Annotated in this window: 15 protein-coding genes and 5 pseudogenes; 9 read left to right on the top strand and 11 right to left on the bottom strand. The window is 69.1% G+C overall.

The features are described from left to right. Window positions 1–48 precede the first annotated feature (48 nt). The 6 genes from secD to ACGFZK_RS08500 all read right to left on the bottom strand — a co-directional run bounded on the left by secD (window position 49) and on the right by ACGFZK_RS08500 (window position 7,148). Window positions 49–2,397, bottom strand: coding sequence for a protein translocase subunit SecD (secD, locus tag ACGFZK_RS08525; protein ID WP_393848094.1), 2,349 nt, complete (start codon window positions 2,395–2,397; stop codon window positions 49–51). Between the two features lie 99 nt (window positions 2,398–2,496). Beyond that, window positions 2,497–2,874: a hypothetical protein gene (locus ACGFZK_RS08520; RefSeq protein WP_393848093.1), complete on the bottom strand. Its 378-nt coding sequence runs from the start codon at window positions 2,872–2,874 to the stop codon at window positions 2,497–2,499. Between the two features lie 738 nt (window positions 2,875–3,612). Continuing rightward, the gene (locus tag ACGFZK_RS08515) at window positions 3,613–5,187 is read right to left on the bottom strand and encodes a hypothetical protein (RefSeq protein WP_393848092.1); all 1,575 of its coding nucleotides are present in this window, start codon (window positions 5,185–5,187) and stop codon (window positions 3,613–3,615) included. Next, window positions 5,184–5,513: a helix-turn-helix domain-containing protein gene (locus tag ACGFZK_RS08510; protein WP_393848091.1), complete on the bottom strand. Its 330-nt coding sequence runs from the start codon at window positions 5,511–5,513 to the stop codon at window positions 5,184–5,186. Before ACGFZK_RS08510 ends, ACGFZK_RS08515 begins: the two co-directional genes overlap by 4 nt. Beyond that, entirely contained in the window at window positions 5,510–6,589 is a 1,080-nt protein-coding gene (locus tag ACGFZK_RS08505) for a tyrosine-type recombinase/integrase (protein WP_393848090.1), read from the bottom strand. The genes ACGFZK_RS08510 and ACGFZK_RS08505 overlap by 4 nt, the downstream gene beginning before the upstream one ends. 187 nt (window positions 6,590–6,776) lie before the next feature. After that, on the bottom strand, window positions 6,777–7,148 hold the full coding sequence (locus ACGFZK_RS08500; protein ID WP_393848089.1) for a hypothetical protein: 372 nt from the start codon (window positions 7,146–7,148) through the stop codon (window positions 6,777–6,779). A gap of 280 nt (window positions 7,149–7,428) precedes the next feature. Here ACGFZK_RS08500 and ACGFZK_RS08495 point away from each other — a divergent pair. Continuing rightward, window positions 7,429–7,707: pseudogene (locus ACGFZK_RS08495) on the top strand (ATP-dependent helicase C-terminal domain-containing protein); the annotation flags it as partial. Window positions 7,708–7,788: 81 nt separating this feature from the next. Here ACGFZK_RS08495 and ACGFZK_RS08490 read toward each other — a convergent pair. After that, complete coding sequence (locus ACGFZK_RS08490) at window positions 7,789–8,439, bottom strand: hypothetical protein (RefSeq protein ID WP_393848088.1); 651 nt, start codon at window positions 8,437–8,439, stop codon at window positions 7,789–7,791. A gap of 81 nt (window positions 8,440–8,520) precedes the next feature. Further along, window positions 8,521–8,919, bottom strand: a pseudogene (locus tag ACGFZK_RS08485) (DUF664 domain-containing protein); the annotation flags it as partial. 264 nt (window positions 8,920–9,183) lie between these two features. Between ACGFZK_RS08485 and ACGFZK_RS08480 the strand changes: the two are divergent. The 4 genes and pseudogenes from ACGFZK_RS08480 to ACGFZK_RS08465 form a co-directional block, all read left to right on the top strand. After that, window positions 9,184–9,777, top strand: coding sequence for a TetR/AcrR family transcriptional regulator (locus tag ACGFZK_RS08480; RefSeq protein WP_393848087.1), 594 nt, complete (start codon window positions 9,184–9,186; stop codon window positions 9,775–9,777). Between the two features lie 52 nt (window positions 9,778–9,829). Continuing rightward, window positions 9,830–10,192 (top strand): DoxX family protein, encoded by a 363-nt coding sequence (locus tag ACGFZK_RS08475; protein ID WP_393848086.1) that lies wholly within the window; start codon window positions 9,830–9,832, stop codon window positions 10,190–10,192. Between the two features lie 364 nt (window positions 10,193–10,556). Beyond that, the gene (locus ACGFZK_RS08470) at window positions 10,557–11,024 is read left to right on the top strand and encodes a hypothetical protein (protein ID WP_393848085.1); all 468 of its coding nucleotides are present in this window, start codon (window positions 10,557–10,559) and stop codon (window positions 11,022–11,024) included. 128 nt (window positions 11,025–11,152) lie between these two features. Continuing rightward, window positions 11,153–11,379: pseudogene (locus ACGFZK_RS08465) on the top strand (HNH endonuclease); the annotation flags it as partial. 41 nt (window positions 11,380–11,420) lie between these two features. Here the strand turns inward: ACGFZK_RS08465 and ACGFZK_RS08460 are convergent. Further along, complete coding sequence (locus ACGFZK_RS08460) at window positions 11,421–11,870, bottom strand: hypothetical protein (RefSeq protein WP_393848084.1); 450 nt, start codon at window positions 11,868–11,870, stop codon at window positions 11,421–11,423. 337 nt (window positions 11,871–12,207) lie between these two features. Between ACGFZK_RS08460 and ACGFZK_RS08455 the strand changes: the two are divergent. Then, window positions 12,208–13,412 (top strand): annotated as a pseudogene (locus ACGFZK_RS08455) (IS110 family transposase). A gap of 71 nt (window positions 13,413–13,483) precedes the next feature. On the opposite strand, the gene ACGFZK_RS08450 reads toward ACGFZK_RS08455, so the two are convergent. Continuing rightward, the gene (locus ACGFZK_RS08450) at window positions 13,484–14,272 is read right to left on the bottom strand and encodes a hypothetical protein (RefSeq protein ID WP_393848083.1); all 789 of its coding nucleotides are present in this window, start codon (window positions 14,270–14,272) and stop codon (window positions 13,484–13,486) included. Between the two features lie 205 nt (window positions 14,273–14,477). Continuing rightward, a pseudogene (locus ACGFZK_RS08445) lies at window positions 14,478–14,627 on the bottom strand (AAA family ATPase); the annotation flags it as partial. Window positions 14,628–15,098: 471 nt separating this feature from the next. Between ACGFZK_RS08445 and ACGFZK_RS08440 the strand changes: the two are divergent. From ACGFZK_RS08440 to galE, 3 genes are all read left to right on the top strand, one after another. Next, window positions 15,099–16,145 (top strand): UDP-glucuronic acid decarboxylase family protein, encoded by a 1,047-nt coding sequence (locus tag ACGFZK_RS08440; RefSeq protein ID WP_393848082.1) that lies wholly within the window; start codon window positions 15,099–15,101, stop codon window positions 16,143–16,145. 145 nt (window positions 16,146–16,290) lie between these two features. Next, a complete protein-coding gene (locus ACGFZK_RS08435; RefSeq protein ID WP_393848489.1) occupies window positions 16,291–18,165 on the top strand; it encodes a glycosyltransferase family 2 protein in 1,875 nt (624 codons plus the stop codon). 63 nt (window positions 18,166–18,228) lie between these two features. Beyond that, window positions 18,229–19,251 carry a UDP-glucose 4-epimerase GalE gene (gene galE / locus ACGFZK_RS08430; protein ID WP_393848081.1) on the top strand — a complete coding sequence of 341 codons (1,023 nt, stop codon included), beginning with the start codon at window positions 18,229–18,231 and terminating at the stop codon, window positions 19,249–19,251. Window positions 19,252–19,308 lie beyond the last annotated feature (57 nt).

The following is a 19,308-nucleotide window of genomic DNA, read 5'->3' as shown; positions in this document are numbered from 1 at the left end:
CGGCGTGTGATGGAGGCTGCCCTCGGCCTCAGGACCGTCCTCGCGGACTCAGACGACCGCCCCCGTCCCCCTCTCCTTCTTCCTCCGCGCCTCCGACGGGCTGTACTCGTCAGGGACTTCCTTCGCGGCGCGGCGGCCCCGTGCCGGTGGTGGTGGCGGGTTGCGGTGTTCCAGGGCGATCGCGATCGGGACCGCGGTGAAGATGGTCGAGGCGATGCCGACCAGGACGCCCGCGATCAGTGCCACGGAGAAGTCCGCCAGCGAGTCGCCGCCCAGTACCGCCAGTGCGGTCAGGATGAACAGGGCTCCCATGCCCGTGTTCACCGTGCGCGGGAGTGTCTGGACCACCGCGTGGTTGGCCGTTTTCTCCAGGTTGCCTCGGGGGTCTCGGCGGCGCGCTTCGCGGACGCGGTCGAAGACGACCACCGTGTCGTTCACGGAGTAGCCGATCACCGTGAGCAGCGCCGCCAGGAAGACGCTGTCCACCGGCCTGCCCATCCAGGCGAACAGGCCCACCACGAGGAGGACGTCGTGGACCATCGCAGAGACTGCCGCTGCCGCCAGGGTCCAGCGGAACCGCACGCTGAGGTAGATCAGCTGGGCGGCCACCGCGATGCCCAGGGCCAGGAGGGCCTTGTGGCGCAGTTCGCTGCCGAGGCTCGGGCCGATCTGTTCGTCACGCTCTACCGTGACGGTTCCGCCGGGCTTCTCCAAGGCCGCCCTGACGCGCTGCTGTTCGTCGTCGGTGAGCTTCTCCGTGCGTACGGTGATGTCGCCGTAGCCGGACTCCTGCACCACCGCGCGCGGGAACCCCGCGTCGGACACGGCGTTCCGGGCCGTGTCCGCGTCGACGGACCTGCTGGTGCTGTACTCGACGAGGCGGCCGCCGGTGAACTCCACGCCGAAGTCCAGGCCGCGGATGAGGATTCCTGCGACGGCCACCGCCACCAGGAGTGCGCTCGCGCCGAGCCAGCGGCGACGGTGGCGGACCAGGTTCGGGTTGCGGCGGGACAGCCATGTGCGGACCCGGCCCGTCGAGGCGATGCCCGTCAGACCGGGGCGCTTGCGTACGAAGCTGCGGGCGACGGCGAGGTCCGCGAGCGCGCGGGTGATCACGAGCGCCGTGAGCATCGATGCCAGGACGCCGATGCACAGGGTGACCCCGAAGCCCTTGACCGGGCCCGTGGCGAAGAAGAACAGCAATCCCGCGGCGAGCAGCGTCGTCACGTTCGAGTCGATCACCGCGCTCCACGCCTTCGCGAAGCCGGTCTTCACCGGCTTCGCAAGGTCCTTGGAACGGACGCCCAGGTACTCCTCCCTGGCCCGTTCGAAGACCAGGACGTTCGCGTCCACCGCCATGCCGATCGCCAGGACGAATCCGGCGAGCCCCGGCAGCGTGAGCGTCGCGCCGAGCGCCACCAGAGCGGCGTACGAGATGAGGCCGTACAGCGCGAGGGCCAAGGCGGCGAGCGCGCCAAGGAGCCGGTAGACGACGGTGATGAACAGTGCGGTCAGGGCGACGCCGATGAGCGCGGCCTTGGTGCTCGCCTCGATTGCGTCGGCGCCGAGCGTCGGGCCGACCGTGCGCTGCTCCACGACGTCGAGGGGCACCGGCAGCGCGCCGCCCTTCACGAGCGCCGCCAGCTCGCGCGCCTCGGCCCGGCCGAAGCCGCCGCTGATCTGCGTGGAGCCGCCGGTGATACCGGTCCCGCACACCACGTCCGCGGTGACGCCGGGCGCCGAGATGATCTCGTTGTCGAGGGTGATGACGACGCGGCGTTCCGGAGCGCCCTGAGGCGCGCAGGCCGCGTCCGAGGTGATCTCCGCCCAGGTGTCGCCCGCGCCCTTGCGGAAGTCGAGGGAGACCATCCAGCCGCTGAGCGACTGCTGGTCCAGGACCGCCTCGGCGTCCTCGACCCCCTCGCCGGTGAGGGCGGTGGGGCCCAGCTTCAGGTGGTTGCCCGGCTGGTCCGGGTCGGGCAGGGTGCGTGATCCGTCGGCCTCGGGCTTCGCGGAGCCCTTGTCCGCCGTCGCCCCCGTCACCGGGTGGACCGTGAGCTGTGCGGTGCGGCCGATGACCTCGGCGGCCTTGCGTGGGTCCTGCACTCCGGGCAGTTCGACGATGATCCGATTCTCGCCGGAGCGGGCGATGCCGGGTTCGGAGACGCCGAGGGCGTCGACGCGCTGCCTGAGGACCTCCAGAGCGCGGTCGGTGGATGCGGCGTCGGCCTTGACGGTGGGTGAGTCCCGGGTCTCCAGGACGATCTGGGTGCCGCCGCGCAGATCGAGGCCGAGGCGGGCGGATTGGGTGAGGGCGATGTAGAGGGACAGCGCGACGGCTGCCAGCGCGACGATCGCCCTCCACAAGGGTGGGCGGGACAAGGGTGCGCGAGACATGCGTACTCCACGATGAGGGCAGGACGGAGGGACGCGTGACCGGCCCCGCGCGGTGTGCGCCGGGTCAGAAGGGTCAGGCGTCGATGACGGTCTGTGTGCTCATCGGTGGGGCGGGCCGCGCGGGGCGGCGGACCCGGCCGGCCTGCGCGGCGGCGCGAGTGCGGTGGCGGGGCCCGTGTCGGGCCCGCCCAGAGCGCGGTGCGGGGCCGTGTCGACGGCCGTACGCGGGGGGCCCGCAGGCTGCGGGCCCGGGATGTGGGCGTCAGGTCGGTGCGTGACCGCGACATGCCGCGCCGGGACGTCGTCCGGTCCTGCCCCTTGTCCGGCGTGCCCCGCCACCGTGTGGTGGGCGAGCGGCTTGTCGGCGGGCATGGGCATGCCCTGCGCCCCGGCCACCGGGACGAACAGCGCGAGGACGGTGACGACGAGGGCCAGCGCGGACGCGGCCAGGCGCGCGGAGCGGCTCTGTTGCGGCACGCGTCCCCCCATCCCTTCGATGCTCGTCGGGTGCGCACGGCGTGGCCCCGCCTTGCTCAACGTATGGGGCGCCCCGGTCCGTTCCGTGTTCCTCGGCAGTTTTTCGGAAGCCGAAGAACTTCAGCAACAGTGCGAAACCCAGCCGGTTCGCCGCCCCCGACTTGTTCCGAAGCTGCTCCTGGTCCTCCTCCAAACAGCGTCCAGACCTCGATCAAGTCCTCCCGCTCCCACTCCTGCCGCACTCCGCACTCCCTCCGGTCTTCGTGACCGGACCAACGTCGCCGAGCAGCTCCTCAAGAATCCGGAAAGATCGAAAACCCGGACAAGCCCACCCCGGATTTGCTACAGAGAGCTACTTGTCACTTCGTGGCAGCTTCGGGAGGACAGGGCCGAGATGCCCGTGGGTGCAAGGAAACTGAAGGGTCTCCAGTGGGAACCCGGGGGTTCGTCGCCGTACTGCGAGGGGGTGGACCCGTGGGTACGTGGTGAAGCCACGGTATCGGCTTCGGCTGACTGTTCCATGAGTTGCCGTGCGGAGGCCGCGTAACGAATCGCGGTCTGCTCGTCGATGAAAAAGATCGGAGCCTCACGACCCGAGCGAGGGCATTGACGGACCGCCACCACCGATCATGATCGTTCTCACCGATACTGACTGTCCCGTTGGTCCCCATGGCCGGGGAGCCCCGCGAGTTCGCGGAAACTGAAAGTCCTTCAACGCGAACCCGGGGGTATGTTGCCTTAATTCTCCAGCAGTGCCCGCGCGGAGTCCGCGTAGCGCACGGCCGTCTTCTCGTGAAGCCCGAACAGCTCGGCGAGGTGAAGGGCATCAGGGCCTTGGACCATGGCCTCTTCGAGCTGTCGGTCGACGCGGAGCCTCTCCAGAGTCGCCTCCTGACCGCGCAGGGGCCCGCGGACCCAGCGGTTGCTGGCGCGACCGGTGCCCGTGGCTGTCTGGTTGTTGATCAGCAGGTGGAGATTGGCCGTGTTCGGCCAACGCTCGCGCCGGTGTTCCAGCCACTCCAACAGCAGTTTCAGGGTGAGATCGTCGAGTGGCCGGGCTCGTCCGGCGATAGTCAGGCGGCGGTTCCCGACGTCGGCGTCGTCGAGCATGATGGTGGCGATCTGGGCGACCCGGGCTGCGTGCACCGCCGCGAGAGCGAGGACGAGCCGGGCGGCCGGCGTGGTGGCGACGGCGACAGAACGATCAACCTGAGCCGGCAGCAGAGGCTGGAGCACGGCGTAGTTGTTCTGGCCGACCTTGATGCGGCTGGTCGGGTTGCGGAAGATCACGCCCGACCGCTGGGCCCAGCTGAACAGAGATCGCAGTCCGACGAGCCGGTCGTGGCGATGACGGCCGTGCAGGTTCTTGAGATGGGCCAGGACGTCCTCGCGGGCCACTTCCCGCAGGTGGTCGTAGCGGTTCGACCATTCCAGGAGTGCTGGGAGGACCCAGTTGAGGTAGAGGCGGACCGTCGCTTGCTGCCGGGGGCGGCTGCGGGGGCCTCCGTCGCGCAGAACCCGGGTCCAGCGCTCGGCTTCCGCAGCGATCCCCGGGGCGAGCCCCTCCAAGCGCTCGGCGAGCCAGCACTCGAAGAAGGGCTCCTCGTCATCCAGGAAGATACCCATCTCCTCCAGGACCGTGATGGTGTGGCCGACCCGCAGGCCCAGGGCACGGAGCGGGGTGAAGATCTCGCTATGGCGAATGACGTCGCCCTCGGTGTATCCGGTGAGCACGATGGCCAGGCCGCGGTTGACGGCGAAGCGGATGCCTCGCCCCCAGCCCCGCGCCTCGGCAAGTCGCTGGGCGAGGTACTTTGCCCAGGCCAGCCAGGGGTTGGTCAGGTCAGCGGCGGCCGGGTCGAGGCGGCAGTAGTCACGCGAAACCTGCTCGAACAGCGGCAGTTGCTTCCAATCGCTGCTCGGTCGTGAGCGCGACACCGGTGGCGGTCTGCGGGATGCTTCTCGCACCCTGACGCGGTGCAGAGCCGTGAGAGCCGATCCTCTGCGGTAGTGCAGTCCCACGAAGAAGAGCTGGTGATGGCGGACGCCCTTGAGCCATGGGGCCATCACCTCGCCATTGACGGTCGGCATGCCGGTGGCCATCTTGGCGTTGAGTCGGGCCTGGCACCAGCACAGACGGCAGTACTCCCACTTCAGCGGCTGGACTCGTCGGCAGCCGACGCAGGCGGCCGCCTCGTGATTGCGGCCGAACATGTAGCAGGTCTGGCAGAGGCGTCCGCTGAACTCGCCCCAGGCCAGGCAGTTGTCGCAGGAGTCGGTGGGCTTGCGATAGCCCTTCGGGTACCGGCTCATGCCGGAGGCAGCGACCGGCCATCGCGGCGCTTGGGCACCACTGCCGGGGCAATGGTGCCGGAGCCGACCGCGACTCGACCTGTCTCTTCCTGACCAGGGCGGTTGACTTTGCCCGGCTCGGGGATAAGCAGGTCGCCGATCTCGCAGCCGAGGACAACGCAGATGACATCCAGGTCCTCCAGCTTGAGCGAGACCGGCTGGCCGGACCACAGTCCGGACATCTTCCCGGCCGAGATCACCAGACCGTGCTCCGCGAGGTTCCGCTGAAGCTCGGACGCCTTCCAGATGCCCTTGTTCGCGGCGGTCAGCCGCAGGTTCCACCTCATCGGACCAGTCCTTCCAGCCGCTTCGCGGCCCGTTCCATCCCGGCAACCCAGGCGTCCTCGACCCGGGTCTGCTGAACGTGGATATAACGCATCGTCGTGGCGATCCAGGAGTGCCCCAAGACCTCCTGAATCGCGATCAAGTCCATTCCATTTCCGTAGAGTTGAGACGCGCAGTAATGCCGAAGGACGTGCGGCGTCAGCTTCTCGCCCCACCCCGGCAGATGAGCCTTGGCCGCCTTCTTCAGGCCGTCGCGCAGTGCGTCGTCGCCGACCCGGCGCGAGGAGCCGTCGGTGTTCTTCCGCTCGGAGGGAAACAGCGGGGCACCAGGGCGGGTGTGGTCATCGTCGAACTGGCCCCAGACGTCCTCGATGAACCACCGAAGCGTCCGGTCGGCGCCGTTGATCAGCGGCACCATCCGCTCGCGCGGGCCCGAGCCGCGGGTGCCCTTGCCGTGGCGGACGTGGAGTTTGCCGAATCGGCCCAGCTCCCACTTGATGTCGTCCAGGTCGAGCCCGCATGCCTCGCTCACCCGCAGGCCGACCTGGGACAGCAGCTTCGAGGCGGTGTAGTTCCTGGCGGTAGGGGCGAACTTGCGGCAGGTCGCCAGTTCGCCGCCCCAGCCGGTGAACAGTGTCCCGACCTCCGGCTCGCTGGGCGGGATCCGCAGCTGTGCGTCCCTCGCCCCACGCGGCTTGTTCATCTCGTCGATCGGGCACTCGACAACCCGGCCCGTCATCCGATGGAGCTCGACCTTGTGCCGCAGCTCCAGGAACATGAAGTACGTGGTCAGTGCCTGTGACCGTCCCAGCCGGGTGCCACTCGGCGAACCCCGCAGCACCTTCCCGAAGTACGCGTCAGCATCGGCCGGCTCCATGTCCCACAGCGGTCGACCGAACCAGGTCCTGATCTGGTCCAGGTGTCCGACGTCCCCGCGAATGGTGCCGTCCGCCAACCCTGCCGAGGCCCGAGCGAGAACGAATCCGGACAGCGCGTCGGTCTCGAACTGCTCCAGTTCCTCCACCAACGCGGGCGCCCAGTGCTCGCGCAGATCCCGTACAACTGCCAGCGCCGCCAACCCCGAGCCCCCTCGCCTTCGGCCCGACCGTGGATCGGTCGGACATGGTGAGAACGCTTCAAGAATCCCGAAGTTACGTCACCGGGCAACAGAGCACCCAAAGGAGGAGGAACCCCCTGGCCACAGGGGAAAGGACTCAGCAGAGCTCAGGGCAACTCAAGGGATGTCGCACATACGTTCTGCGAGGTTAGGTGCGAACGAATCCGGTTGGGTCGGCCAGGTAGCGGTCGAGGTCCGGGTCTTCGCGGAGTGCCTCGAACTCGTCGTAAATCTGCCATCCCGGGCCGAGTTCGGTGCGAAGACGGCCGAGCGCTTGGCCTACCGCCTCGTTGAAGTTGCGACACTCCGCTTCACGCCACGGCCCCGGGTCTGGGGGGTAATCCCAGTTCAGCGACGTATCGTAGCGAGCTATCAGCCCACGCAGGACGTCGCGGAGGTCGTGGCTGATCGGTAGTCGGTCCAGCTCGACGGGGTACCCCCACACCTCCTTGTCCTCGGGCGTGGCCGCCCAAAGGACTACGCCTGATCCTGCGTCGAAGAAGAACCTCGCGGCGGGCATGGCGTCGACCTCTCGATATATATCGGTTTAAGCGGCCACCACGGTACTTGACGAGGCTGGCACGGCACCCCCACGGCCCTGGATGCGGCCGACACCTTGCCTTCATTCTGATTGAAGATCGCTCGGACGAAGTGAGAGATCTTCGAGAATACTGAAGTTCCGTCACCCGATCGACGATCACTCCAAGGAGGCCGAACGCCCTGGCCACGGGGGCAAGGGCTCGGCAGGGATCAGGGGAACTCACGGGATGTCGCACACTCGCGGGTCCGCCGCCGACGGGGTCGACTACAGCGGCGAGCGGCCCGTACTCGTGGTGAAACTGCAGGAGTTGTTCGGCTGGTCTGCCGCCCCCGCGCTGGTGGACGGGTGGGCCCCGCTGACCGTCCACCTGCTCTCCCCGGCTGGGCACCCGGCCGCCGTCACCGGCGGCCTCGCGTCGTTCTGGCGCGAGGGCTACCGCGCCCTGCGGGCCGAGCTCCGCGGCCGCTACCCCCGCCAACGGTGGCCGGAGGACCCGGCTGCGGCCGAGCCGACCCGGCGGCTCAACGCGCCCAAGTAGCGGCAGGCTGCCCCGAACCGCCTGCCGCCGGCTGCATCGACGGGCGCTCCCCGGCCGGGGAGCGCCACGGGTAGCCCGGGGTCAGCCGCCACCCGAGCCGGCCGAGGCCGAACCGCCGGAGGTCCAGGAGTTGGTCTGCGGCCGATCGCGCGTGCTGCGCTCGGTGCGCAGCTTCACCACGACCCCAGCCGGGCCGAGCAGGGCCTCCAGCGCGTCGGCGAGCCGCTGCGGGTCGCCGCCGAACGGGAGCGGGTCGAGCCGCTCCCGGACGCCCCGCAGGACGAGTTCCAGCGCGAGCGTGGAGACGGCCGGCTTGTAGTCCCCCTGGTACGGCTCCACCACCTTGTGCGTCAGCCGCACCTCGCGCAGGGTCTCGACGGGCAGCCAGTCGTCAGGCCCGGCGGCCCGGACCAGCCGCAGGGACGCGGGCACCCCGGCCGGCGCGAACTCCACCCGCAGGATGTCCCGGGCCCGGGAAAGGGCCAGCGCCGGCCAGCCGATCAGGTACTCCAGCCCGGCGATCACCCCCACCACCACGAACACGGTCGAAGCCCGCGCCCCGGCCAGCGCCATCCAGAAGGCGACGAGCAGGGTCGGCACGCCCAGGGCGAGCGGAGTGAACAGCGCCGGCCCCGCCGAGGTCAGCGCGTTCCACGCCGGCCCGGCCGGGCCGGCGCGAAGGACCAGATCCGTCGAGTCGGGGCCTTGTCTCAGCAAGGGATCGGTGGCCATGCCTCCAGCGTAGGACCGGTCCGCAAGAGCGCCTCGACCACATTCGGCCGATGGGGCAGGACTTCTGACGGCCCGTAGCCCTCAGCCGGCGGGCGCGGCGGGCTCCCAGGGCTCGAACCACGGGTCGGGCCACGGCTCGGCGGCGGCCATCAGCGGGTAGAGGGTGGCGCCGTCCAGGCTCTCTCGGATGATGTCGGCGTGGCCGCCGTGGCGTGCGGTCTCCTCGATCAGGTGCAGCAGCACCCACCGCACCGACCACTCCTCGACGTCGGCGGGGAACCACGGCTCACCCCGGGGGACGGGAACGCCCTGGCCGAGGTCGGCGATGCCGGCGACGGCCTCGTCGGTCTCCCCGGTCGCCAGCTCGTAGTCGGCCAGCAGCCCGGCCGGGGTCTCGCCGGGCGCGGGCCGGAACTCGTCGTCGTCCGACTCGTCGGCCGCCCGCTGCAGGGCGCCGGAGCGCCGCAGGACGAGGGCCGTCCAGCCACGCTCTCAGCGCGCGGCGTGCTGCGAACGGGTCCTCGATGCGGTAGACGGCGGGGCGCCGGCTGAAGCGCGATCCCAGGGCCTGCTCGGCGATCGCGCGGGCGCTCGGGGCCGGGCCATCTGGAACGGCGGTCGCCCCTGCATGGCGCCCGCAGCGCGATGATCTCCCGCTACGAAAATGTCGCCGACCCCGGCCTTTGCATGCGCTGGAGCCCTCGCTATGATCGTAAGTAAGTACTTACTTGCAGGAGGTGGGGCGTGGACAGCCGGGCACGTGTAGTGGAGGAGGCCATGCGGCTCTTCGGCGAGCAGGGCTACGCCAAGACGACCATCGCCGAGATCGAACGGGCCGCCGGGCTCTCGCCGGGGTCCGGAGCCCTCTACCGGCATTTCCGCTCGAAGGAGGAACTGCTGGCCGAGGGCGTGCGATCGACGGTCGCTGAGAACGCCGGGCTGCTCGCACTCCTCGGTGACATGCAGGCCGTTGCCGCGCTGCCGCTGCACGAGCGTCTGGCGACACTGGCTCGTGCCGGCCTGCGGCGTCTGGGCGAGGAGCGCGACCTCAACCGGATCGTGGTGCGTGACCTGGCGGCCTTTCCGGCACTGCTGGAAGAGGTCCGCGAGGGCGAGATACGCCGCATCCACGCCGCGGTGGCGCAGTGGCTGAGGGTGCAGGCCGGCCCGGGGGAACGGGACTGGGATGCGCTCGCCGTGGTGCTCGTGGGGGCCGTCTCGCACTTCTGGCTGCTGCGGGATGTGTTCGGCACCCATCCCAGCGGCCTCGATGAGGACCGCTTGGTGGCTGCCTTCGTGGACCTCGCCGAGGGGCTCCTCCAGCAGCCCGCTTCCTGAACGGTGCCAGAACAGCCGATCGACCAAAATACAGATAAATCGGAGTGGCTCGATGAACATCGCATTGTGGATCGCGCAGGGGCTGCTGGCCGCCGTCTTCATGGGATCGGGATTTCTGAAGTCGACGCAGACGAAGGAGAAGATGATCGCCACGGGCCAGACCGGCGTCGCGCCCTTCCCCCTGCCGGTGATCCGTGTGGTCGCGGCACTGGAGATCGTGGCGGCCCTCGGGCTCATCGCTCCCCAACTGACCGGCATGGCCCCAGTCCTCACCCCGTTGGCTGCCGTCGGCCTCGGCGCGGTCATGATCGGTGCTGCCGTCGCGCACTGGAGCCTCAGGGAGTACCAGCAGGTCTTCGGCGCGAACATGCTCCTCCTGATCGGCTGTGTCTTCGTCGCCCTCGGCAGGTTCTGAGCGCCCGCACCCCTCTCGGCCGCTCCGGCAAGTGACCAGCCTTGGCTCGCCTCCTGGAGGGTGGGGTGAAGTGGCCGCCGACGAGACCGAGCGCCAGGCCCTGCTCGGCCTCGCCGAGGGACTGCCCGACCACCACGTTCGTCTACGAGCCGGCCGCGGCCCGGTGGCTGGGGCCGCGCCGCATTCCCATACCTGTCAGGGACTACCTCGCAGCGATGAGGTCTACGACGAAGGCGAGGGCTGACCGATGGTCCCCTCTGTGAGGTGTCGGTTGTGGGGGCCCGAGGGAGGCCGCAAGTTTTGAGCATGTTCAAATAGGGGCGTGCGGTCGCAGGGCCGGACATCCAACCTCTGGGAGAGGTCTGTGAACATGCGCGGATGGCAGGCGATCGTTCTCGCGGTGACCGGGGTGGTGCTCACTGCGTCCTGTGGGTATGCCGCAGCGAGCTACTCTGCGGAGATTCCGCAGGAGGAACTGGTAGGGACATGGACCAGCTCTGCCGGGACGTCCCTGACCTTCTCGAAGGAACACACCTTCTCCGGAACGGGTTTCGACAAGGTTGAGGCGCTGGGTTGCGCCAATCCCGAGACACTGTCCAATGGCCGCTGGGCCTTCTACGTCGGCCCCAAAGGCGACGTCACCCATCCCGACGAGACCGCCACACGTGGCAATGACCTTGAGCTGTCCTTCACCGAGGATCCGACGTGCACGGTGTGGGTCTACCTCTACGGCGATGCAGAGGACCCCAGCATGTGCCCCACGCAGGACCCGGACGACGGTTGCTCTCCGGGCGGTTACCTGAGGCGGGATGAGGCCCCTTCCCACTCCTGATGCCCGTTGCCGCCCGCGGCAACGCGCACCGTTGCCGGCCCGGCCGCACCGATAGACCACCGGCTCGAACCCCTCAACCGCCGGGATCAGGCAGGAATGCCACACATTGCGAATGACGCTCCCCGCCAGCTGGCGCTTCCTCCTGGACGGCGGCGCGGCGGGAGGCGTACGCGAACGACCAGGGCCAGGCGGCCTCCCTGGTTGGGGTGACGGCCCGTTCGAACAGGCAGAAGGCTGATCAGGATCGGGCGGAGTGGCTCCCGTCCGCGGACGCCCTGTGCTGTATGGCGCCGAGCGGACAGCGACCAAGCTCCGCCGGGGCCTCGCTGTCGACGAGGCGGAGAAGGACCGGCTTGCTAGAACGGCCTTGGTCATCCGGCTTCGTACTTGCTCACCTCACCAGGCCGGCGGCCGGGGCCGGTCACCGTCTTCGATCTCCTCCGGCCAATCGACGGGCCTGCAGTCCGTCCGGCTGAGGATGCCAGGGTCGGGAGCGTGGCCCTCCTCGGGAGGTCCGGACCACCAGGCCCGGCGGGTACGTGGAAGGGGTATTTCCACCAGCCTGCCGTCGTGGATCATCCAGAGGCCGAAGCAGTCGTCCTCCTCGTCGTGGATCAGTACCTGTACCGTCTCCGGCCGAGGCCACGGCAAGGACTCCAGGTGCTTGAGCAACCCAGACCTGCCGCCCATACGCTCGAACTCCGCGCCCCAGCCGAAACCCCAGCGATTCGGGTACATCTCGGCGAAGCACGCCCGCCAGGTACGGGTGGGGTCGGGCCGCGTCAGAGGTTCCATCACCTCGTCCGCGTTCTGGGCCAGCACGATAACCTCAGCGATTCTGCTCATGTCCCGGAGTATCGCTGCCGAGCACGGGCCTCGTGCAACTAGATTCACTGATCGTTTCAGAATGCCGTCCTGCGGAGACGCTGGCGGCCCCGTGGAACAATGCCTTCCTTACCGTGTTGGCGGGTTGATTCCGGTCCTTCGTACGATCGGGAGACCCAGGGGCTTGGGTGTGGCTGAAAGTGCTCATGCCGTACGTGTGGCTTTGACTGATTGGCCGCCCAGTGCCCCGCGACGACACGGCCACTCATTGGGATAAGCGAACAGAGATCGCTTCGTAAGGACACGTCGGCGTGGTCGTCTGCAGGGACCAGTCAACCGGACGACGAGGGAGGCTCGGGTGCCCGAGCTCTGGGCGGGGACGGATGCCGGCAAGGTCGCGCATCACTGCACGGTGATCGACACGGACGGGACGAAGGTGCTCTCACGCCGGGTTCCCAACAACGAGCCCGAGCTCCTGGAACTGATAGGTGACGTCCTCGTGCTCGCGGCGGACAGCCCGGTGACCTGGGCCGTCGACCTGAACGCCGGCGGCGGCGCTCTACTGATCGCTCTCCTGGCCAACCACGGCCAGCGGCTCCTCTATATCCCTGGCCGAACCGTCCACCACGCCTCCCGCGGTTACCGAGGCGACGGCAAGACCGACGCGAACGACGCCTACGTCATCGCCGACCAGGCACGGATGCGCCGGGACCTGCAGCCCTTGCAGGAATGGGACAAGATCGCGGTGGATCTGAAGATCCTCACCGCCCGCCGCTACGACCTCGCCGCCGACCGCACCCGCGCCATCAACCGGATGCGGGCACAACTCCTGGAGTACTTCCCCGCCCTGGAACGGACCTTCGACTACGCCGCCTCCAAGGGTGCCCTCGTGCTGATGACCGGTTACCAAACGCCGGCTGGCCTGCGCCGGATCGGAGCGGCCCGGCTCGCGACCTGGCTGAAGAACCGCAAAGTCCGTGGCGCCCAGGTCATGGCCGATGCGGCCGTCACCGCGGCTCAGGCCCAGCACACCGCCGTGGCCGGGGAGAGCACAGCGGCCACCGTGGTGAACACCCTGGCCCGGACGGTCCTCGCTCTGCACGAAGAGATCGCTGACATCGACGCACGGATCGCGGCCCGATTCCGAGAGCACCGTCACGCGGAAGTGGTTCTCAGCATGCCCGGCATGGGCCCGTTGCTGGGGGCGGAGTTCATCGCCTGCACCGGCGGGGACATGGACGCCTTCGGCACCGCGGGACGCCTCGCCGGCGTGCCGGCCTCGCACCGGTCCCACGGGACTCCGGTCGGATCAGCGGCAACATGCGCCGGCCACACCGCTACCATCGCCGGCTCCTGCGTGTGTTCTACCTCTCCGCCCAGATCGCCGCCCGTTTCTGCCCCACGTCGAAGACGTTCTACGACCGGAAAAGAAGCGAGGGCAAGAGCCACAAGCAGGCGATCCTCGCTTTGGCCCGCCGCCGTCTCGACGTCCTATGGGCTCTCATCCGCGACCACCGCACCTTCACCACCGAGCCGCCCCAACCCGATCTCACCTCGGCATAGCGCCCTGGTGACTGTGCGCTTCATGTGGCCTCTTGGCCGCACCTGGTCGTTCCCAGGCTGGGCGGTCGGGATCAGAGGGCCCAGGGCAGTCGGAGGGCCTCGATTTCCGTGTCGTTCAGGAGGGCCTCGACGAGCGGGGCAGGGCCCGCAACTTTGGTGGCCCAGAGGTCGTAGTCCGTGCAGAGGACCCAGGACCGGTCCTGGGACCAGAGGTTGGACGGGGTCCAACCGTCCTCCTCCGGGTGGTCGTACAACGCCTTGGCATCCGCGAGCGTGCCTGCCCGGACGTGCAGGTTGTCGAAGTCCTCGGCCCTCTGCAACAGCGGGTTGTAGTAGGCCAGGCAGCGGGTCTCAGCACCCTGCGGGCTGTGCTCGGTGAGGATCTCGACCAGGCGGTTCCAGTCGGTCCGGTCCAGGCTGCCCTCGGACGGCCCGGCGATGCCGACAGGCCAGCCGCTCGGCTCCCGGAGCGAAGGGAAGGAGCGGTAGCAGGGCAGCCGCCCCTCGGGCGCCACGGGATCACCGGTCCGCCGCGAGAGCTCCGCCCAGCGCAGCCGGCGCCAACTGGGGCCGCGGGGCTCACCCGGCGTCCCCCCGAACACGTCCGCGGGATCGAGGCCCGGGATGATCTCGGGCCCGCCTCCATTCAGCACGGCTCGTTGATACGCGACATAGGACATGTCGGTGGGCCCGAGTTCGTGTTCGTACATGGAGTGGAGCACCCAGGCGGCGTCGGGCAGTGCCGGCGGCATGAAGCCGGTGAGCCCGTCATCGTCGGCCAGCTCCCGCAGCCAATCAGTCTCCCCAGCCGCGGTCAGCGGCCACCGAGCGGTCGCCAGAGCAGCGGATGTCTCGTTCATCCGTTCAGGATCTCACCCGCCGCCGCGGCGAGCGCCGGGATCACTTCCCGGCCTCCACCACGTACCCGACGCCCTTGACAAACATGATTGGGAATCAGTCACAGGCTCAGGGGGGACCACGCCGTACGGAGCGGGTTGGGGCTGCGCGAGACCTTGTGCTCGGTTACGTTCGCGCTCTGAACGCGATTGATCAGGCCATGAGGGTGGCCATCAGCAGCTCGGCGATGAAGCCGCAGTAGGTCATCTGGTCCTTCATCGCCCTGCCAGCGATGTCGGAGAACTCGTTCCTGATCGACGGAAGCCGCAACAGGCGGCAGGCGGTGTCGATGGCCGTGGTGGCGGCCTGCCCGGTCACGGCCGCCGCTACCGTGGCTGCCCGCGGACGTCCTGCGCCATGTCTTCGACGAGGCGGGAGTCGACCCGGAAGACCGCGCCGCCATGGCTGACGACCACACGACCTTCGAGGCGGTGACTGCCGCGGCGACGGTGCGGGCGAAGGAGGGGGCGACGGTAAGAAGACGGCCCGGGCCAAGGCGATCGTCGGCCGTTGACGCGCGCGGCGAAGGCTCACACGGGAGAGTGAGGCGGAAATGTGCGCTGATCGTGGCGCGAGGGCAAGGGCGCCCTGGGTCGACGGCGGGTGGCGCGTTGGACCGGCAGCCAATCGGCGTAGCGCGGATTTGCGTTGTTCAAAAAATGCCTTACCTATGTCCATATTCTATGCCCGAGTTTCCCCGAGCCCTTTCGCTTCCGGCCGCCGTGCACGTGGGTCGACTGCACCAGGAACGCGACATGAGGCTTCCGCTCTCGATTCCTGGAGAACCGTATGCGCGTTGCCGTCACCGGCGGCGGTGGATTTCTTGGGTCGCATCTCTGTGAGGCCTTGCTGAGGCGCGGGGATGCCGTAGTGTGCCTGGATAATTTCTCGACGGGCGACCCCAGGAATATTGCACACTTGCTCCCCGATCCAGCATTTGAATTCATCCGTGCAGATGTCAGTGCCACCGCGGAGGTCCCGGGCCGCGTGGACGCTGTTGCTCACCTGGCGAGCCCCGCGTCGCCACCCGATTACCTGCGGCAGCCGCTGGAGACGCTCGCTGTCGGAAGTAGGGGGACGGAGAACGCGCTCCGTCTCGCACTGCGCCACCGTGCCCGGTTCATCCTCGCGTCGACGAGTGAGGTCTACGGCGATCCTCTGATCCACCCGCAGGACGAGGAGTACTGGGGCAACGTCAACTCCGTCGGACCCCGCAGTGTGTACGACGAGGCGAAACGTTTTGCCGAGGCGATCTCGGTCGCGTACCGCCGCACCCACGGTCTGAACGTCGGTATCGCGCGGATCTTCAACACCTACGGTCCCCGCATGCGCCCGCACGACGGACGGGTGGTTTCCAGCTTCATCACCCAGGCCCTCACCGGCGAGCCCCTGACCATTTACGGCGACGGAAAGCAGACCCGCAGTTTCTGCTACGTCGACGATCTGGTCCGCGGTCTCGTCGCCCTGCTCGACTCCTCCGAGACCGGACCCTTCAACCTGGGGAATCCGGTCGAGCGAACCGTTACCGAGCTCGCTGAGATGGTGCTGGAACTCACCGGCTCGTCGTCGGAGGTCCAGTACCACCCGCTGCCCGTCGATGACCCGACCCGCAGGCGCCCGGTCATCTCCCGGGCGCGGGAAGCACTCGGCTGGTCGCCCGAGGTGGAAATCGAGGAGGGGTTGCGCAGGACGAGCGACTGGTTCGCCTCCCGACCCGCCGACCTCTCGGCCGGGGCCGCCGCGATCCGCGGGGGCCAGGAGGACGGGATGCCGCCCCCGAGGAAGTACGCCGGTGCCGTGTCCGTCGCGGCGGAGTCCGTCCCCGCGCAGGCCTGAACGGTCCGGACCCTCCCCCTCCGGGGGGGGGGGGGGGGGGGCCCCCCCCCCCCCCCCCCCCCCCCCCCCCCCCCCGGCCCTTCCCGCCAAGGCGGCTGTGAGGCTCTCGCGTCGCCACACCGAGATCATGCTGGAGCGCGCTCACATGACCCCGACCGAGCCAGGGCTCGTACGCGAGGCTGCCGCGACCGACGGGCGCATCCCCAGCCCGTCCGGAGAGCAGGCCACACTCAAGGATCAGATCCGCGAACTCTCCCGGGGGCGCGTCGCCGAGATTCCTCCCGACGGGCCCGTGTTCGCCCATCCGCGCCGTGCGCTGGCGACCCGCCCCACGAGCTTCGTCCGCCAGTTCGGCAAGGCCGACAGGATCAAGGTGGCGGCCCTCACCCTGGGGTGGGTGGCCTGCCTCGTCTGGTTCTGGGTCTGGTGGCTGCGTCCCGAGCACCGGATCGGCTGGGTGGGCCTGGCCGTCAACAGCGCGCTGCTGTTGTACCTGGCGCTGCTGCCCGTGCACTTCCTGGTCGCTGTCGTCCGCCTGCGCCGCTTCGACTCGCAGATCGAAGTCCCGCTGGTGCGTGCGGCGTTCGTCGTCACCCGTGCTCCGTCCGAGCACTGGGACATCGCCCGCACCACCCTTGAGGCAATGCTCCACCAGGACTACCCCCACGCCTACGACGTATGGCTGTGCGACGAGGACCCTTCCGGTGACGTCCTGGACTGGTGCGAGGCGAACGGAGTGCGGGTCTCCTGCCGCCGGGACCGCCCGGACTACCACCGGCTCACATGGCCGCGCCGCACCCGCTGCAAGGAGGGCAACCTCGCCTTCTTCTACGACCACTGGGGCTACCGGGACTACGACGTCGTCGCCCAGCTGGACTGCGACCACGTGCCGAGCCGCACGTACCTGACCGAGATGGTGCGTCCGTTCTCCGATCCCGCGATCGGCTACGTCGCCGCCCCGAGCGTGTGCGACGCCAACGCCGAAGTCTCCTGGTCCGCCCGCGGCCGACTGCACCGTGAGGCCGTCTTCCACGGGGCGGTCCAGCTGGGCCACTCGGCAGGCCTCGCGCCCTTGTGCATCGGCTCCCACTACGCCGTGCGCACCGAGGCGGTGCGGGACATCGGCGGCATCGGGCCCGAACTCGCCGAGGACTTCTCGACCACGTTCCTCATGAACTCGGCCGGCTGGCAGGGGTCGTTCGCCATCGACGCCCACGCCCGCGGCGACGGCCCCGTCACTTTCGCCGCCATGGCGACCCAGGAGTTCCAGTGGTCCCGCAGTCTCGCGGTGATGCTCTTCGGGATGCTGCCGCGCCACCTGGGCCGCATGCGCGGCTGGCTGCGCCTGAGATTCGCGTTCGCCCTGTCGTACTACCCCTTGCTCGCCGCGACCACGACGATGGGTCTGGCCCTGCCTCCGGTGGCGGCCGTCACCGGTCTGCCGTGGATCAACGTGAACTACTTCTCGTTCCTCGGCCACTTCTGGGCGATGTCCGTATGGCTGATGCTTCTGACCGTGCTCGTGCGCCGGCGCGGCCTGCTCCGTCCGGCGAAGGCCCCGGTCCTGAGCTGGGAGAGCTGGCTCTTCGGGCTCGCCCGCTGGCCCTTCGTCGCCTGGGGTGTGGGCGCCGCCCTGGTACAGAAGCTGCGCCCCCGGCCGGTGGTCTTCAAAGTGACCCCCAAGTCGACGGACGGGCTCGAGCCCCTGCCGCTGCGGCTCGTGGCGCCCTACCTGATCATCACGACCACCCTCTCCTGCGCGGCCGTGACCGGCGAGCTCACCGGCCCCGCCGCGGGATACGTCTTCCTGTGCATCCTCGGCTCGCTCTCGTACGCGATGGTCACCCTCACCATCGCCGGGCTGCACATCGCGGAGATGGCCCGGGCCGCGGGAGTGCCCAAGCACAAGGCCGTGGTGACGGCCCGGCTGCCCCTGCTCGCCGGAACCCTCACGCTGCTGCCGCTCGCCCTGGCCGTCGGCCTGTTCCCCGTCTACGCGGCAGGCATCTTCGGCTGGTGACACCGGCGCACCGGCCCGCCACCCCACTTCCCCCCCAGACGATCACGGAGAAGGGATCCCCCCATGCCCACGACGGTCCTGGTCACCGGCGGTGCCGGCTTCATCGGCAGCCATACCTGTGTCGAGCTGCTCGAGAACGGCTACGAGGTGGTCGTCGTGGACGACCACTCGAACAGCTCACCGGAGTCCCTGGAGCGCATCGCGAAGATCGCCGGACGCCCGATCGCCGCCGTCTACCGGGCCGACCTGCGGGACCGGCGCGCGCTGGACGCCGTATTCGCCTCGAACCCGATCGACGCGGTGATCCACTTCGCCGCGAAGAAGGCGGTGGGCGAGTCGGTGGAGATCCCGATCGCCTACTACGACATCAACGTCGGCGGCACGACCGCCCTGCTGTCGGCCATGCACGCGCACGGAGTGCACCGGCTGGTGTTCTCCTCGTCCTGCTCGATCTACGGGGACGCCACAAAGGTGCCTCTTGCAGAAGGGGATCCGGCGGCCCCGACCAACCCGTACGCCTCGACGAAGTGGCTCTGCGAGCAAGTACTGGCCGACACCTGCCGCCGCCTGCCCGAACTCAGCGTGCTGGCCCTGCGGTACTTCAACCCGGTCGGCGCGCATCCGTCCGGCCTGCTGGGTGAAGACCCCCGGGGCGTGCCCAACAACATCATGCCGTACCTGGCACAGGTCGCCGTAGGCCGCCGCGAGCGGCTCAGCGTCTTCGGCGACGACTACCCCACCCCCGACGGGACCGGCATCCGTGACTACATCCACGTCATGGACGTGGCCGAGGGACACCGGCGCGCATTGGAGCACCTCGGCGACGGGAACGGAATGCGCGTCTTCAACCTCGGTACCGGGGTGGGGTCCTCCGTCCTCGACCTCGTCGCCGCCTTCGAGCGGGCCTCCGGCATGCCTATCCCGTACGAGGTGACCGGGCGCCGCCCGGGAGACGTGACCGAGCTGGTCGCCGATCCCACCGCGGTGGCGGAGGCCTGGAACTGGGCCGCGACCCGGGATCTCGCCGCGATGTGCCGCGACGCATGGCGCTTCCAGGAACTCAACCCCTCGGGCTACACGGGCTGACGCGTCCGAGCCTGCCTGTGGCCGTCCCACCGACCCCTCACAGTTTCGCCAGACAGG

The sequence above is a fragment of the Streptomyces sp. NPDC048257 genome, assembly GCF_043201855.1.
Classification (GTDB): domain Bacteria; phylum Actinomycetota; class Actinomycetes; order Streptomycetales; family Streptomycetaceae; genus Streptomyces.
The sequence above is the reverse complement of the archived record's forward strand: the minus strand, read 5'-3'. Positions and strand labels throughout refer to the sequence as shown.